General features: G+C 66.9%; 16 protein-coding genes. 9 read left to right on the top strand and 7 right to left on the bottom strand.

Annotated features, from left to right (window positions below; all coding sequences use genetic code 11):
• Positions 1 to 149: 149 nt before the first annotated feature.
• The 3 genes from aroQ to CupriaWKF_RS14195 form a co-directional block, all read right to left on the bottom strand.
• Positions 150 to 638: a type II 3-dehydroquinate dehydratase gene (gene aroQ / locus CupriaWKF_RS14205; protein ID WP_276098487.1), complete on the bottom strand. Its 489-nt coding sequence runs from the start codon at positions 636 to 638 to the stop codon at positions 150 to 152.
• Positions 639 to 854: 216 nt separating this feature from the next.
• Positions 855 to 1,403, bottom strand: coding sequence for a TlpA disulfide reductase family protein (locus CupriaWKF_RS14200; RefSeq protein ID WP_276098486.1), 549 nt, complete (start codon positions 1,401 to 1,403; stop codon positions 855 to 857).
• A gap of 74 nt (positions 1,404 to 1,477) precedes the next feature.
• On the bottom strand, positions 1,478 to 2,161 hold the full coding sequence (locus CupriaWKF_RS14195) for a UDP-N-acetylmuramate--alanine ligase (RefSeq protein WP_276098485.1): 684 nt from the start codon (positions 2,159 to 2,161) through the stop codon (positions 1,478 to 1,480).
• A gap of 172 nt (positions 2,162 to 2,333) precedes the next feature.
• Here CupriaWKF_RS14195 and mpl point away from each other — a divergent pair, with 172 nt between their 5' ends.
• The 8 genes from mpl to mtgA all read left to right on the top strand — a co-directional run bounded on the left by mpl (position 2,334) and on the right by mtgA (position 10,757).
• Entirely contained in the window at positions 2,334 to 3,713 is a 1,380-nt protein-coding gene (gene mpl, locus CupriaWKF_RS14190; protein WP_276098484.1) for a UDP-N-acetylmuramate:L-alanyl-gamma-D-glutamyl-meso-diaminopimelate ligase, read from the top strand.
• Between the two features lie 11 nt (positions 3,714 to 3,724).
• On the top strand, positions 3,725 to 4,333 hold the full coding sequence (locus tag CupriaWKF_RS14185) for a YqiA/YcfP family alpha/beta fold hydrolase (RefSeq protein ID WP_276098483.1): 609 nt from the start codon (positions 3,725 to 3,727) through the stop codon (positions 4,331 to 4,333).
• Positions 4,330 to 4,935, top strand: coding sequence for a chorismate lyase (locus CupriaWKF_RS14180; protein WP_276098482.1), 606 nt, complete (start codon positions 4,330 to 4,332; stop codon positions 4,933 to 4,935). Before CupriaWKF_RS14185 ends, CupriaWKF_RS14180 begins: the two co-directional genes overlap by 4 nt.
• A gap of 37 nt (positions 4,936 to 4,972) precedes the next feature.
• Positions 4,973 to 5,713, top strand: a complete 741-nt coding sequence (fabG, locus tag CupriaWKF_RS14175) for a 3-oxoacyl-ACP reductase FabG (RefSeq protein WP_276098481.1) — start codon at positions 4,973 to 4,975, stop codon at positions 5,711 to 5,713.
• Between the two features lie 213 nt (positions 5,714 to 5,926).
• Positions 5,927 to 8,041, top strand: a complete 2,115-nt coding sequence (locus tag CupriaWKF_RS14170) for an RNB domain-containing ribonuclease (RefSeq protein WP_276098480.1) — start codon at positions 5,927 to 5,929, stop codon at positions 8,039 to 8,041.
• 141 nt (positions 8,042 to 8,182) lie between these two features.
• A complete protein-coding gene (locus CupriaWKF_RS14165) occupies positions 8,183 to 9,103 on the top strand; it encodes a TonB family protein (RefSeq protein WP_276098479.1) in 921 nt (306 codons plus the stop codon).
• A complete protein-coding gene (gene aroE, locus CupriaWKF_RS14160) occupies positions 9,103 to 9,987 on the top strand; it encodes a shikimate dehydrogenase (RefSeq protein WP_276098478.1) in 885 nt (294 codons plus the stop codon). The genes CupriaWKF_RS14165 and aroE overlap by 1 nt, the downstream gene beginning before the upstream one ends.
• 68 nt (positions 9,988 to 10,055) lie before the next feature.
• On the top strand, positions 10,056 to 10,757 hold the full coding sequence (gene mtgA, locus CupriaWKF_RS14155; protein ID WP_276100810.1) for a monofunctional biosynthetic peptidoglycan transglycosylase: 702 nt from the start codon (positions 10,056 to 10,058) through the stop codon (positions 10,755 to 10,757).
• 37 nt (positions 10,758 to 10,794) lie between these two features.
• On the opposite strand, the gene corA is transcribed toward mtgA, so the two are convergent.
• Positions 10,795 to 11,757, bottom strand: coding sequence for a magnesium/cobalt transporter CorA (gene corA, locus CupriaWKF_RS14150; RefSeq protein WP_211945766.1), 963 nt, complete (start codon positions 11,755 to 11,757; stop codon positions 10,795 to 10,797).
• Positions 11,758 to 12,500: 743 nt separating this feature from the next.
• On the opposite strand from corA, the gene pyrF reads away from it, so the two are divergent.
• Positions 12,501 to 13,319 (top strand): orotidine-5'-phosphate decarboxylase, encoded by an 819-nt coding sequence (gene pyrF / locus CupriaWKF_RS14145; protein WP_276098477.1) that lies wholly within the window; start codon positions 12,501 to 12,503, stop codon positions 13,317 to 13,319.
• A 92-nt stretch (positions 13,320 to 13,411) separates the two neighbouring features.
• Here pyrF and CupriaWKF_RS14140 read toward each other — a convergent pair whose 3' ends face one another.
• From CupriaWKF_RS14140 to thiL, 3 genes are all read right to left on the bottom strand, one after another.
• The gene (locus CupriaWKF_RS14140) at positions 13,412 to 13,909 is read right to left on the bottom strand and encodes a CinA family protein (protein ID WP_276098476.1); all 498 of its coding nucleotides are present in this window, start codon (positions 13,907 to 13,909) and stop codon (positions 13,412 to 13,414) included.
• 64 nt (positions 13,910 to 13,973) lie between these two features.
• Positions 13,974 to 14,540 carry a phosphatidylglycerophosphatase A gene (locus tag CupriaWKF_RS14135; RefSeq protein ID WP_276098475.1) on the bottom strand — a complete coding sequence of 189 codons (567 nt, stop codon included), beginning with the start codon at positions 14,538 to 14,540 and terminating at the stop codon, positions 13,974 to 13,976.
• Positions 14,541 to 14,665: 125 nt separating this feature from the next.
• Positions 14,666 to 15,646: a thiamine-phosphate kinase gene (gene thiL, locus CupriaWKF_RS14130; RefSeq protein WP_276098474.1), complete on the bottom strand. Its 981-nt coding sequence runs from the start codon at positions 15,644 to 15,646 to the stop codon at positions 14,666 to 14,668.
• Positions 15,647 to 15,953 lie beyond the last annotated feature (307 nt).

Raw genomic sequence — 15,953 nt, 5'->3', positions numbered from 1 at the left:
TGTCCGGGCGCGCCCTGGCGGGCCGCGGCGGAAGAAATCGTCGGTGCGGCGACCGGCTGTCCACGCCCGCGGTGTTCGCACACGCTGCAGGCGCGGCGCCAGGCGGCGCGCGTCATGTTTTTCGGGTAAAGCTTGTTTGCCGGCGGGCTTCAGCCCTTTGGCGGCGGCTGCTCCAGCCCGAGGGCATAGTCCAGCGCCAGCAGGTAGCCGTGCCAGCCCAATCCGCAGATCACGCCGACCGCGAGGTCGGAGAAATAGGAATGGTGACGGAAGCTTTCGCGGCGATGCACATTCGACAGGTGCACTTCGACAAACGGAATGGCCACGCCGGCCAGCGCATCGCGCAGCGCCACGCTGGTGTGCGTATAGGCGGCCGGGTTGATGATGATGAAATCCACCCCTTCCGTACGCGCGGCGTGGACGCGGTCGACCAGCGCCCCTTCGTGGTTGGACTGGAATGACGACAACGCGATACCGGCGTCGGCGGCGTGACGCCCCAGTGCTGCGTCGATATCGGCCAGCGTGGTATGCCCGTAGGTCTCCGGTTCGCGCGTGCCCAGCAAATTGAGGTTTGGCCCATGCAGGACCAGCACCTTGCGGTAGCGGGCTGAGCGACGATTGGAGCGGGTTGCAGTCACGGCGGCTCGACCAGTTCAACGAAATTGCGCGGAGATTACCGTAGCTTAGAGGGATTTGTCTAGCACGCGATACAAGGCTTCATGCGCTTGCCCGGCATTGGCGCGTTGATTAGGCCACTTTGGGGCGCCGGGCGCAATATGCGCGCAGTTTCGATGCAAGTTCGGCACCGATTCCGTGAACTTGCATGAAGAAGCCTGTTATGGCGCCGGCTGCACCTAGGATCGTGGCAGAACCGCGCGCAACTCGTCAGACGTGATGCGTCCCATCTTGCGGTATTTCACGGATCCGTCGGGATTGATCACGACGGTGTAAGGCAGGCCGCCAGCGGCATTGCCGAAGTTGCGCGACAACTCCGTGCCCGCGAAGCCAGCCACCGCGAGAGGATAGGCAACCGGCACTTTCTTCACGAACTGCTGGATATTGGCGGCTGAATCAATGCCGATGCCGACAAACTCGACCTTGCGGGCCGCGTACTCGGCATGCAGCGCGGTCAGCTCCGGCATTTCTTCCACGCAGGGCCCGCACCACGGCGCCCAGAAGTTGACCACCACGGTTTTGCCGCGCAGCTTGCCAAGATCGATATCGGTGCCACTCGGGTCGGGCAGGCGAGTCTGGAAGAAAGTTTCCACGGCCTGCGAGGACGCTGGTTTTGGCGAGAATACGAAATGACCGGCCAGCGCTCCCGCGGCACAGGCCACCACGGCCACGGCAATCCACTGCCACAGGCGGGAACGGTTGACAGGTTTCTGGGTGGGAGCGTTCATGGGGTCTCGGTAAGCGGGCAGCGGTTCGGCGCAGATGCCGGCAAATGGTGATCTTCTGACAGGCTCGGCTGGCCTCAGTTCGACCCATCCGCGTCGGCAAGCAGCGCCCGCACGGCCTGCATGTCGGCCCTGGCCAGGCGGCCGCTCGCATCGGAGCGCGCGGCGCCGCGTTCGTCATCGGCATCATACAGAGCAATATGAATACCGACGGGCACACCCAGCTCGGCACGGACTTCGCCGGCCAGCAGGCGGGCTTCGCGACGGTCGGGCCACTGGCCTTTCCACAGGAAGCTCAGGGTTTCAACCTCGCCGCGGCCATTGAAGTGACGGGACTCGCTGGTCTCGAAGTCGACGCCGGCATTGAGCAGGTGCAATGTGGCGTCCTTGGCGCTGTCGCAGAAGCATTGCAGATAGATATCCGAATGCTCGGTCGCGGTGCCATTGAGCACGGCGCCCACGAGGTACGGGCGGAAGCCAGCCAGGTCCTCCATCGCGAGGATGGCTACCCGGCGCAGCAGCGCCAGCACGCGCGGCTGCGTCTCGGCGTGGAAAAGTGCCTGATAAGCGCGGACTTCGGCTTCGATCATCTCGTTATCGGGCAGCCATTCGCCAGCCACGCGCTGGTCGCCGAGCAACTGGCGCGCGGCCTTGCGCTTCGCGGTGGCGTAATCGGCGCCATCTTCGGCAATCATGCGTGCCGCGGCCTGTGCGATCTCCTCGCGCAGGCGGGCAGGGTCGGAAAGGGCATGTCGTGGCATGTGCCGATGATACCGGAGCAGCGCGCCCGGCCGGTGCGCAGAGCTCTGCCGCAGTGCAGCGAAGCGCGCAAGCGCTCGGGTACAATCGAAGTCTTCCTGCCCGGCATGGTCCGCTGGACCACGGCTGGCAAGCCGACCGGCCCGACCGGTCCCAAGTCTTTCCGGGAACCCCATGCATATTCATATCCTTGGCATCTGCGGCACTTTCATGGGCGGCCTGGCGGTACTCGCCAAGCAGGCCGGTCATCGTGTGACCGGCTGCGATGCCAATGTCTATCCGCCAATGAGCACCCAGCTCGAGGCCCAGGGTATCGAGCTGATCGAGGGCTTCGATCCCGCCCAGCTCGCGCTTGAGCCGGACCTGTTCGTGATCGGCAACGTGGTGTCGCGCGGCAATCCGCTGATGGAAGCGATCCTCAACCGCAACCTGCCCTATGTGTCGGGCCCGCAATGGCTGGGCGAGCACGTACTGGCGGGCAAGTGGGTACTGGCCGTGGCCGGCACGCACGGCAAGACCACCACGACGTCGATGCTCGCGTGGATCCTGGAGGATGCCGGCTACAACCCCGGTTTTCTCGTCGGCGGCGTGCCGCAGAATTTCGGCATCTCGGCGCGCGTGACGGAATCGGACTTCTTCGTGATCGAGGCGGATGAATACGACACCGCCTTCTTCGACAAGCGCAGCAAGTTCGTCCACTACCGTCCGCGCACGGCCATCCTGAACAACCTGGAATACGATCACGCCGACATCTTCCCGGATCTCGCGGCGATCGAAACGCAGTTCCACCACCTGGTGCGTACGGTGCCGGGGCAGGGCCGCCTGGTCGTCAATGGCCTCGAAGCCAGCCTGGCCCGCGTGCTCGAGCGTGGCTGCTGGAGCGAGGTGGAGCAATTTGGCGTTGGTGACTGGCGCGAAAGCGACGCAGGCGGCGACGGCGGCAAGGATGCCTTCGACGTGTGGTTCGGCGAGGCCGTGCAGGGCCGCGTGACCTGGGACCTGCAGGGCACCCATAACCGCTTGAACGCGCTGGCCGCCATTGCCGCCGCGCGCCATGTCGGCGTGCCGCCGGCGCAGGCCATCGAGTCGCTGGGGCGCTTCGCCAACGTGAAGCGCCGCATGGAAGTGCGTGGCGTGGCCGGCGGCGTAACCGTCTATGACGACTTCGCCCATCATCCGACGGCCATCCAGACGACGCTGGAAGGCCTGCGCCGCCGCGTCGATGGCGCGCGCATCCTGGCTGTGCTGGAGCCGCGCTCCAACACCATGAAGCTCGGCGTGATGAAGGCGCAGCTGCCGGCCAGCCTCGAGCAGGCCGACCTGGTGTTCGGCTATGGCGCCCCGAGCGGCAAGGACGCGCTCGGCTGGGACCTAGCTGGCGCGCTGGCCCCGCTTGGCAAGAAGGCCGCGGCTTTCCACGATCTCGGCGCACTGGTCGAGGCCGTGCGCGCCGCGGCGCGGCCCGGCGACCAGGTGCTGGTCATGAGCAACGGCGGCTTCGGCGGCGTGCACCAGAAGTTGCTGGACGCGCTGGGCCAGGGCGCCGCAGGCTAAGGGCAGCCGATATGCTGCTGTACCTGCACGGATTCCGCTCCTCGCCGCAGTCGTTCAAGGCGCGGCTGGTGCAGGAGCGCATGCGCGAATGGGGCGTGGGGCGCTACTACGCCTGCCCCTTGCTCGATGTCTCTCCTGCCCGGGCGATCGCCCAGGCCGAAGCCGCCATCAGCGCGGCGCGCGCGGGCGGCGACCAGGAAATCGCGATCGTGGGGTCCTCGCTGGGCGGCTTCTACGCGCGCTGGCTCGGCGAGCGCCATGGCTGCCGCACGGTGCTGCTGAACCCGGCTATCCACCCGTGGACCGACTTGCAGCAATACATCGGCGAGCAACCGCTGTGGCACGGCGGCGGCTCGGTCACGGTCGAGCCGCGCCATATGCAGGAACTGCTCGACTTGCGCGTCGATGCCCTGACGCATCCCGAACGCTATTACCTGCTGGCTGCCACCGGCGATGAAGTGCTCGACTACCGCGAGATGGTCGCCGCCTGCACGGGCGCGCATATCCGCGTGATCTCGGGCAGCGATCACGGCATCAGCGAGTTTGCGGACTATGTCGACGACGTGCTGGCCTTCTGCGGCTACAGGCCTGGCGGCGTGGTGCCGGGCCGCGCGGCATGAGCGCGCAGAGCGCGCGCCGCTGCGGCTGGACCTGCCACCTGCCATTCGACCCGGCGATCCCGCCGAACCTGCGGCATTGGGTCACGGGCGAAGGCTCGCTGACCGCACGGCTGGTGGCCGCTTCCGAACGCTTCCGTGTGCACCGCTTGCGCCAGGATTCGGCGCGGCCCTATCTGGACGAATGGCAGGCACTCGGGCAATGCCGCCGCGAACCGGCGCTCACGCGCGAAGTGCTGCTGATCTGCGACGAGCAGCCGGCCATCTACGCGCACACCGTCGTGCGCGAGCGCCACGCGCGCCGTGACTGGCCCTTCCTGCGCGGGCTCGGCGAACGCCCCCTGGGCGGTCGCCTGTTTGTGGATCCGGCCGTGCGGCGCGATCCGTTCGAGTTTGCGCGGCTGCTGCCGCACCACCCGCTGCGCCAGGCGCTGCAGCGGATCCTGCCGGCCATGGCGCCGGTGCCGATGCTGCCGGCGCGCCGTTCCGTATTCCGGCGCGGCGCCGGCGTCATGCTTGTGACAGAGGTCTTCTTGCCGGACCTGCTGGCACGGCCTTCACGGGGACTCCGGCAAAGTTGTCCATCAGACCGGAGCCCCGACTGACTTACACACTACCCAGAGCTATAAAGAGAAAGACATCATGAAATTGCAGGGTCGCGTTGCCATCATCACCGGCGCAGCCGCCGGCATCGGGTTTGCCACCGCCGAGCGCCTTGCCGCCGAAGGCGCCATTGTCATCCTTTGCGACGTACAGGAAGCGCGTGTGCGCGAGGCCGCGGCGAAGCTGGCCGCCAACGGCGCCACCGTCGCCGCCTACCGTGTCGACGTGACGCGCCGCGACGAGGTCGATGCCATGGTCGCGGCGGTGCTGGCCGCGCATGGCCGCATCGACGTGCTCGTGAACAACGCCGGCATCACCAAGGATGCGCGCCTGGCCAAGATGACCGAGGCGCAGTTCGATGCGGTCATCGACGTCAACCTGAAGGGCGTGTTCAATTGCGCGCAGGCCGTGGCTTCCGTGATGACCGAGCAGGGCAACGGCGTGATCCTCAACGCGTCGAGCGTGGTCGGCCTGTATGGCAACTTCGGCCAGACCAACTACGCGGCCAGCAAGTTCGGCGTGATCGGCTTCACCAAGACCTGGGCGCGCGAACTCGGGCCCAAGGGCGTGCGCGTCAACGCCGTGTGCCCGGGCTTCGTCAACACCGAGATCCTGCAGACCGTGCCGGAGAAGGTGCTCGATGGCATGAAGGAATCTTGCTGGCTGCGCCGCCTGGCCGAGCCGTCGGAGATCGCCAGCGTGTACGCCTTCCTGGCCAGCGACGACGCCAGCTACATCAACGGCGTCGCCATCGAGACCAGCGGCGGCATGTCGCTCTGACGTCACCTTCATCCGGCCGCACTACGCGACATACCCCGCGCCATACCCCCGCCGTGCCGGTCGCCGGCAGGGGGCCGGAACCAGTGCGGTATCATTCTGACTTTGGCACTTGCGGCCAGCCTGCCCGTCAGGGGCACTCACTCTATCTCCCCGGAACCCTCGTCTGTGCCGCCCGAGCGGCAGGGTTCCCGGCATTTCTGAAAGTACCGATCGATGCAGTTGCTGTTCGAAGAAGGCGGCGAGATTCGCGCCGGCACCGTGCTGACTCAGCAGGGCGAGGCCTACCAGGTCGAATTGCCGGCCGGCAAGCGCACCAAGGTCAAGTCGCGCGACGTGCTGCTGCAGTTTGCCCAGCCGTCGGCGAGCGAGCTGGTGCGCCAGACCGGCGAGATGACCGCCGAAATCGACCTCGACTTCCTGTGGGAATGCGCACCCGAAGCCGAATTCGGCTTTGCCGAGCTGGCCGCCGAATACTACGGCGCGGATGCCGGCCCCGTGCAGCAGGCGGCACTGGCCATGGCCCTGCACGGCAACCCGGTGTATTTCCGCCGCAAGGGTCGCGGACGCTACCAGCGCGCGCCGGAAGACCAGCTCAAGGCCGCCCTGGCCGCGCTTGAGCGCAAGAAGCAGCAGGCACTCTTGCAGGCCGAATATGAAGACCAGCTGAAGGCGCTGACCCTGCCGGAATCGTTCCGCAACAAGGTGCTGCAACTGCTGTTCAAGCCGGACAAGAACAGCCTGGAATACAAGGCGATGGACGCCGCCTGCACTGCGCTCGGCATGTCGCCGATGCGCCTGATGGTGGCGGCCGGCGGCGTGGCCAGCGCGCGTGCGCTGCATGAGGCCAAGTTCCTTGCCGAGTGCTTCCCGAAGGGCACGGGCTTCCCGGAGATCGACGTACCCGAGCCGCAGGCCGACCTGCCCGTGGCCGACGTGCAAGCGTTCTCGATCGATGACGTGACTACCACCGAGATCGACGATGCGCTGTCGGTCACCGAGCTGCCGGACGGCAACCTGCGCGTCGGCATCCACATTGCCGCGCCCGCGCTTGGCATCCGCCGTGGCGAGCCGCTCGACGCGGTCGCGCGCAATCGCCTTTCCACCGTCTACTTCCCGGGCGACAAGATCACCATGCTGCCCGACGCCGTGGTCGAGCGCTACACGCTGCAGGAAGGCCGCCAGTGCCCGGCGCTGTCGCTCTACGTGACGGTCGAGCCACTGCAATGGCAGGTGCTGGGCAGCGAGACGCGCGCCGAGATGGTGATGATCGCGGCCAACCTGCGTCATAACCTGCTCGACGATGTCATCACCGAGGCGTCGCTGGCCGATGGTAGCGGTGACTATCCGTTCCGCGCCGAACTGACGCGCCTGTGGCACTTTGCCGGCGCACTGCACGACGAGCGCCAGAAGGCCCGCCTGGCCAGTGGCCTGCGACCCGAATCGCACAATCGCGCGGATTTCAATTTCTACCTCGACGACCAGGCCGACGGCAGCCAGCGCGTGCGCATCGAGCAGCGCAAGCGCGGATCGCCGCTGGACAAGATCGTGGCCGAGCTGATGATCCTGGCCAACAGCACGTGGGGCAAGCTGCTGGCGGACAACGGCGTGCCGGGCATCTACCGCACGCAGAAGGCCTGGGGCATGCACCGCACCCGCATGCAGACCTACCCGGCCCCGCACGAAGGGCTGGGCGTGGCGCAGTATGCGTGGAGCACTTCGCCGCTGCGCCGCTATGTCGACCTGGTCAACCAGTGGCAGATCCTGGCGGTGGCGCAGCATGGCATCACGGCCAAGCTGGTGGCGCCGTTCAAGCCGAAGGACGCCGACCTGCTGGCCGCGGTGGCGGACTTCGAAGGCACCTACGCGGCCTATGCGGACCACCAGTCGACCATGGAACGCTACTGGTGCCTGCGCTGGCTGCAGCAGGAAGGCCGCGAGCGCATGATGGCCACCACGCTCAAGGAAGGCGCGGTGCGCTTCACCGAGATCCCGCTGGTCACGCGCGTGCCCGAACTGGCGCAGGCGCAGCGCGGCACGCAGGTGCTGCTCGAGATCGGCGACATCGATGAGATCTCGCTCGATGTGTCGTGCCGGGTGCTCGAAGTCTTTGCCGGTGAGGGCGCGTTGCCCGAGGAAGAACTCGAAAGCGACGAGGAAGCCGCTGAAGTCTCGGCAGAAGCCGCGGCGGAGATGGCAGCCGAGCACGCTGCCGAGCAGTCCGCGGAAGGCGCCGAGCCTCCCGCCGGCGAAGCGGGCGACCCGGCCGCAGATGGCAGTGGGGACGGGGCGTCTGCCGCGCGCGACACCATTGTCCCCAGCCAGGGCTGATCCCTTCGGAAAAGCCGGCGGCTCACATACAATGCCCTTCTGACCCGGAGCAGCCGCCGGGCCGGGGGCGCATGACGCCATGCGGCCCCGGCGAATCTCCCAAGCGATTCCCCCAAGCCACTGTCCAGCCAGCTCTCCATCGTGAACGCCGCTCTCGTCGATCCCCGCCACTGGTGGCATGCCAGCAATACGCTGGCCAAGGCGCTGGCCATCTCGGTCGTCGTGCACGTGGTGCTGCTGATGGTCCGGATCGCGGCACCCGAGGTGTTCGAGATCAAGCGCACGGATGCGGCGCTGGACGTGGTGCTGGTCAATTCCAAGTCCGCGCAGAAGCCGCGCAACGCGACCGTGCTGGCACAGGCCAACCTCGATGGCGGCGGCGACCACGACCAGCAGCGCGCCACCACGCCGCTGCCGGCACAGACCGTGTCGCAGGACGGCGACCTGGTGCGCCAGGTGCAGCGCCGCGTCGAGCAACTCGAGCTGGAACAGCAGCGCCTGATGACGCAGTCGCGCGAAGCTGCCCCGGCCGTGCGCAGCCAGCCGCTCAAGCCTGGCGAGCAGCGCCAGGACAATCCGCTGCGCGGCCAGGACGAGCGTACCTCGACGGACGAGATGGCCAAGCTGGAAGCGGAGATCGGCCGCAATATGGAGCACTACGCCAAGCGGCCCAAGCGCTACCAGCTCACCGCCACGAGCGCGCGCGAGGTCGACTACGCGCAGTACTATGACCGCCTGCGCCGCAAGATCGAGGCGCGCGGCACCAGCGATTTCCCGCAAAGCAAGGGCAAGCCGCTGTACGGCCAGCTGATCCTGGTGATCAACGTGAACCGTCTGGGCAAGCTTGGCTACAACCGCGACGGCTACAACGTCGATGCCATCGACGTGGTCAAGAGCTCGGGCGATCCGGCGCTGGACCGCCAGGCCGTTGCCATTGTCCGCGCTGCCGCGCCGTTCGGCCCGTTCACGGCCGAGATGACGGCGCGCCAGGACATCCTCGAAGTCATTTCCACATTCAAGTTCTCGCGCAGCGGGCTGGAAACCCGCTTGCAGGCCCGCTGATGACCTCCACTGAACCTACCCAGCCGGCTGACCGCTACGTCGTGGTCGGCAACCCGGTCGCGCACAGCCGCTCCCCATTCATCCACGCCGCGTTTGCGCAGCAGACCGGCGAGGCCGTCGAGTACGGACGCCTGGAAGCGCCGCTCGACGCGTTCGCCGAGACCGTGCGCGCGTTCCTGGCCGACGGCGGCCACGGCTTCAACGTGACCGTGCCGTTCAAGCTGCAGGCCTATGACCTGGCCGACCGCCTGACGGAGCGTGCCGAAGCTGCTGGCGCGGTCAACACGATGTGGATCGAGGACGGGCTGATCCACGGCGACAACACCGATGGCATTGGGCTGGTGCGCGACATCCAGGACAATCTCGACACGCTGCTGGAAGGCCAGCGCGTGCTGCTGCTGGGCGCGGGCGGCGCGGCCATGGGCGCGATGCTGCCGCTGATCGAATGCCGGCCTTCGCGCATCGTGGTGGCCAACCGCACGGCTTCCCGCGCGAGCGACATGCTCGAGGAATTCGTGGAAGCAGCCGACGCCTACGGCGTGGAGCTGTGGGGCGGCGGTCTCGATGCACTCGAGCAGTTGTCCGAGGACGAGGCCTGCGATGTGGTCATCAACGCATCGTCGAGCAGCCTGCATGGCGAACTGCCGCCGGTGCCGGCGTTCCTGCTCGGCGAAGGCGTGCTGGCGTACGACATGATGTACGGCGCCGAGCCGACCGTGTTCCTGCGCCATGCCGCGCAATGCGGCGCGCGCACGGCCGATGGGCTGGGCATGCTGGTCGAGCAGGCCGCGGAGGCCTTCTACATCTGGCGCGGCGTACGTCCGCGCACCGCGCCCGTGCTGGCCGACCTGCGCGCCGCGCTGCAGGCCGAGCGCAAGGGCTGAACCGCCGCCAGCACCCCGTGGCCACCCGACAGCGCACCCTGCGCGCCGCCGGCACGGCGTTTGCCCCGATGCGCTGGGCCGGCTACCTGATCGCGTGCGTGGCGGCCGGCATTCTTGCGATGCAGGCCTACTTCTTCCTGCAGATCGCGGCCTGGCAGTACGTGACGCCCTCGTCCACGTCATTCATGCGCGCCGAGCGCTGGCGCCTGTGCGGCTTCAACGTCTGGAACTGCAACATCGACCGCCGCTGGGTGCCGTACGACCAGATCTCGCGCAACCTCAAGCGGGCGGTCATCGCGAGCGAGGACGCGGACTTCGTCAATCATCCCGGCTACGAGATCGACGCCATGCTCGATGCCTGGGAGCGCAACAAGAAGCGCGGCCGCGTCGTGCGCGGCGGTTCCACCATCACGCAGCAGCTCGCCAAGAACCTGTTCCTGTCGCCGGAGCAGCACTACCTGCGCAAGGGCCAGGAACTGGCCATCACATGGATGCTGGAGTTCTGGCTGGACAAGCAGCGCATCTTCGAGATCTACCTGAATTCCGTGGAGTGGGGCGAGGGCGTGTTCGGCGCGGAAGCCGCGGCCCAGCACTATTTCCGTACCAGCGCCGCGAAGCTCGGCGTGGGCCAGGCCGCGCGCCTGGCGGCGGCGCTGCCGGCGCCGAAGTGCTTCGACAAGAAGCAGTACTGCGCCAATGTGCGCATCAACTTCAAGGTGAAGGCAGGCATCATCGCAAGGCGGATGGGGGCGGCGACGCTGCCGGATTAACGGGCGTCAACCGCCGCCTGGACTCAGCCCCGGACCCTTAGCTCAACCAGCCTTTGCGCCGGAAATACACCAGCGGAATGGCCGCCGACACCGCCATCAGCGCAATCGCCCACGGATATCCCGCGGCCCAGTCCAGTTCCGGCATGATCTTGAAGTTCATGCCGTAGATGCTGGCGATCAGCGTGGGCGGCATCAGCGCCACCGACACCACCGAGAACAGCTTGATGATCTTGTTCTGGTTGATGTTGATGAAACCGACGGTCGCATCCATCAGGAAGTTGATCTTGTCGAACAGGAACGCGGTGTGGTTCTCGATCGAGTCGATGTCGCGCAGGATCTGGCGCGCCTCGTCCTGCTGCTCGGCCGACAGCAGCTGGCTGCGCATCAGGAAGGACACCGCGCGGCGCGTGTCCATGACGTTGCGGCGGATGCGGCCGTTCAGGTCTTCCTCGCGCGCGATGGTTTCCAGCACGTCGGCGGCGGCGGCGTCGGTCACGTTCTCGGCCAGCACGCGGCGGCTCGCTTCTTCCAGGCGTTCGTAGACTTCCTCGATCGAGTCGGCCGAGTATTCCGCGTCGGTCGCGTACAGGTCCATCAGCACGTCCTTGGCGTTGCGCACCGAGCCCGGGCGCATGCGCGCGCGCAGCCGCACCAGGCGGAACACCGGCAGGTCTTCGTCGTGGATGGAGAACAGCACGTCGCGCGTGAGCACGAAGGCCACGCGCACGTTGCGCGACGCCTCTTCCTCGTCGAGCAGGAAGTCGGTGCGGATGTGGATGTTCTCGTCCTCGCCTTCGAAATAACGCGCGGACGCTTCCAGGTCGCCCAGGTCTTCCAGTTCCGGCAGAGCTACGCCGTAGGCTTCCTTGATCCAGGCCAGTTCCTCGTCGTCGGGGCTGACGACGTCGATCCAGATCGGCTTGTGCTGCAGCAGCTCGTTGCGCTCGTCGACCTGCTCCTGGGCAAGCCGGCCTTTTTGCAGGACGAACAGGTTGATCATCCCCGGGATTCCTTATTGCTAATGCTGATTGCGACGAAAAAACAAAGACAAGCGCGAAGACAAGCGCAGGCTGGCTCGCCGCATCCCAGGTGGTCCGGACCGGTTCAGTGCGGAATCACGGGCAAGCGTGATCGCGCTGCGCGAAACGGCGTCAGGCCGGCGGGCGCAAGGCGATGGCGTTTGCCTGGGGTGGCTGGCAGGCCGGGAGAGGGAAGATCCGCAATGGCACGGCACGCGCTGCGGCGGCCGCCGGCGACACGGAAAAACACTCGCCCGCATGGATTCTGCGGGCGATGCGACGAGGCGGGAGCGCGTGGCGGCTCCGGCGATTCGTCTACGTAGCCCGCAGTGACATGGCATCCGACGAAGCTGCGTTACCGCGGCAACTCGAACACCCGATGCTACTGCCCACGTAGTTTCTCCGGGATTGTGATGGCCGCGAGTGTAGCCCAACGCGGGGGGGCTTGTTAAGTGAAATCTCCACGCGCCGCGCCGGCCTGCAGGCAACGGTCAGGATGACCAGCAGGATGAGGCCGCCGCGATCGAGAGACATGGATGGCGGGCTGCGTGCCACGCCGCTCTTTGTTTTGACTTTGAGCGCGAAACGCTAGCACGCAGCGGGTAAAATTGCCGGAAACGACATATGCTGCGATACAGGAGGGGCGCATCCGCCCCAGCCCGCAGCGGCCGGGTCGCCCGCCATGCGCCGGCGGCGCCGGCGCAACCAGGATATCGAGTAGCCCATGACCTTCATCGAGCAGCTGTCTGCCGCCTGGCAGCGCAATGATTCCCTCCTCTGCGTCGGACTTGATCCTGACCCGCAGAAGCTGCCGCTGTCCCTGACCGGGACGGGCGGCGCGATCTTCTCCTTCTGCCGCGAGATCGTCGACGCCACCGCCGACCTGGTCTGCGCGTTCAAGCCGCAGATCGCCTACTTCCATTCGCAGCGCGCCGAAGACCAGCTCGAGCAGCTGATCCACTATATCCATGATGCCCACCCGGGTATCCCGGTGATCCTGGACGCCAAGCGCGGCGATATCGGCTCCACCGCGGAGCACTACGCCAGTGAAGCGTTCGAGCGCTACAAGGCGGATGCCGTGACCGTGAGCCCCTACATGGGCTTCGATTCGATGCAGCCGTACCTGGCCTATCCGGACCGCGGCGTGATCGTGCTGTGCCGGACATCCAACCCGGGCGGATCGGACGTACAGTTCCTGCAGGTGGATGGAAAGCCGCTTTATCAGCTGGTAGCCGAGGCGGCGAGGGAGCGCTGGAACACCACGGGCCAGATGGGCCTGGTGGTCGGTGCCACCTTCCCGAACGAGATCGCGCGCGTGCGCCAGATCGTCGGCGATATGCCGCTGCTGATCCCGGGCATCGGCGCGCAGGGCGGCGATATCGAAGCCACCGTGAAGGCTGGCCGCACGGCAGACGGCACCGGCATGATGATCAACTCGTCGCGCGCCATCCTCTATGCCAGCGGCGAGAAGGATTTCGCCACGGCGGCGCGCAATGTGGCGTTGCAGACGCGGGACCTCATCAACCGCTACCGCCACGGGTGAGCCGCGCCGCCCTGGCGGCGGGCAGCATCATGACAATTGGGCAAAGTTGGACAACAAGGGCCGTGCCGCACCGGGCGCGGCCCTTTGTCGTTTCAGGCCTCGTTGCGTACCAGTTCGAGCAGCCCGCGCATGGCGTGCTCCGCGGCCTGGCGACGGATCTGCGCGCGGTCGCCCTTGAAGCGCTGGGTCTCGGTGCGCGTGGTGATGCGGTTGCTCCAGCCAAAGCAGACCATGCCGACAGGCTTGTCGGGCGTGCCGCCGTTCGGCCCGGCTACTCCGGTGATCGCCAGCGATACCTGTGCGCGGCTATTGAGCAGCGCGCCTTCCGCCATGGCCTTCGCGACTTCCTCGCTGACGGCGCCATGATCGCGGATCAGCTTGGCGGGCACGCCGATCATGGTGCACTTGGCCTCGTTCGAGTAGGTGACAAAGCCGCGTTCGAACCATCCGGACGAGCCGGACACGTCGGTGATGGCGGCGGCCACCAGCCCGCCCGTGCAGGACTCGGCCGTGGCTAGCATCAGCGATCTTTCGGCAAGGGCTACGCCGGCCTGGATGGCCAGCTGGTCGAGCAAGCGGCTGATGGACATAAATGAAAGTTGCCTGGCGATTGAGGGGACTTGGCGGACGAACGGTGCGGCTGAGGCGAAGACGTCAGAACGACCGCCACAGCGCGAACACCAGCAGGGTGTAGAACGCCGCGAAGATGTCGTCGAACATCACGCCGAACGCGCCGCGCAGCCCCGGGCCCTTGAGCGTGCGGTCGTAATAGGCGATGGGTGCCGGCTTGGCGATATCGAACAGCCGGAACCACAGGAAGGCGGCGAACTGGCCCCAGAGGCCCGTGGGCGTGACAAAGGTCAGCACCAGCCAGAACGCGATGATCTCGTCCCAGACCATGCTGCCGTGGTCGTGCACGCCCATGTCGCGCGCTGTGCGCGCGCAGGCCCATAGCCCGATCAGGAAGCCGGCGCCGATGATCCACAGCCAGGTGGTCGGCTCGATCCACAGCGAGATGACGACAAAGGACAGCCACCCGTAGAGCGTGCCCACGGTACCGGGGCTGACCGGCGACAGGCCGGAGCCGAAGCCGAGGGCGATCAGGTGCGCCGGGTGCGCCAGCATGAAACGGGCCGTGGGCCGGGTGACCTTGGCGGTTTGCCCGGCTGCGAGGGTCATGGCGGGGTCGCGCGGCGCGGCCGCGGGAGGGGAGGTCGACATCAGAATTTGGCTCGTGTGCTTATGTTTTATGTCTGCGGCGCCTTGCGTGCCAGTTTCCCGGGGTTCCCTCCCGGGCATGCCGGCGCAGCCTATGCCGGCATCATGACACGCTCGCGTGCCGGCTGTCAGGGCGAGGCGAAGTGGTCGAAGCTGGCGCCGGCGTAGGTCACCGGGCTGCCATGGCGGTCGACCAGTCGCAGTCCCGGCTCGGGCGTGATCGCGCCGACCCGGGTCAGCGGCAATTCCAGGCGATCCGCGATCGCGGCGATGGCCTCGCGGTTGCCGATCGGCGCGGTGAAGCAGAGTTCGTAGTCGTCGCCGCCGGCCAGCACGCACTCGCGCTGCAGGGCTTCGGGCTGGCCGGCCAGCACTTCCGAGCGCGGCAGCGCATCGACATCGAGCAAGGCGCCCACTTGCGAACGCGCCAGGATGTGGCCAAGGTCGCCGATCAGCCCATCGGAGATATCCAGTGCAGCATGCGCCACGCCACGCAGCGCAAGGCCTAGCGCAATGCGTGGGGACGGCGTTTCCATGCGCGGGCGCACGCGGCTGAATTCCGGTTCGGGCAGCAGCCATTCGCCGCGGCAGTCGCCAAGGGCCAGGCGGGCGTCGCCGAGCGTGCCCGACACCCAGATATCGTCGCCCGGACGTGCGGCATCGCGTCGTAGCGCGGCGCGCGGCGGTACATCGCCGAATACGGTCAGGCTCAGCGTGAGCGGCCCGCGCGTGGTGTCGCCGCCGATCAGCTCGCACCCGTGGGCGTCGGCCAGTGCCAGCATGCCTGCGGCCAGTTCTTCCAGCCAGGCGGGATCGGCCTCGGGCAGCGCCAGCGCTAGCGTGAACGCGCGCGGCTCGGCGCCCATGGCCGCCAGGTCGGACAAGTTGACCGCCAGCGCCTTGTGGCCGAGCGCGCGCGGCGGGACATCGGCAAAGAAATGCCGGCCGCTGACCAGCATGTCGGTGCTGATGGCCAGGTGATGGCCGGGCCGCGGGTCGATCAGCGCGCAGTCGTCGCCCACGCCGAGCACGGCCTTGCGCACCGGCCGGGTAAAGAAGCGGCGAATCAGGTCGAACTCGGAGAGCTGCGCGCGGCGGATCGTGGACATGGGACTAACCGGACCAGGGCGGCGCCGGGGCAAAAAAGGCGGAACGGGACAAGGATGGTGCCATGCCAGAGGCTCGGCAAGATACCGCAGCGGGCGGCAGCATTGACTGTTGCTTGCTGTTCAAGGCCTGCGGCTTGGGGCATATTGTACCGAAACGCAATGCTGGTCCCCGTAAAACGCTTATTGTGAAATTATATTTCACAATGTAAAATGTTGGGTCCAGAGGAAGAGATGGGCGGGCACGTGGAGCCGGTCCGCCGATCATCCGAAGCCCTGTCAAATGACGGCTCCACCGATTGGAATATGC

The organism is Cupriavidus sp. WKF15, from assembly GCF_029278605.1.
In the GTDB taxonomy this organism is placed as follows: domain Bacteria; phylum Pseudomonadota; class Gammaproteobacteria; order Burkholderiales; family Burkholderiaceae; genus Cupriavidus.
This window is presented reverse-complemented; position numbering and strand designations above follow the sequence as displayed.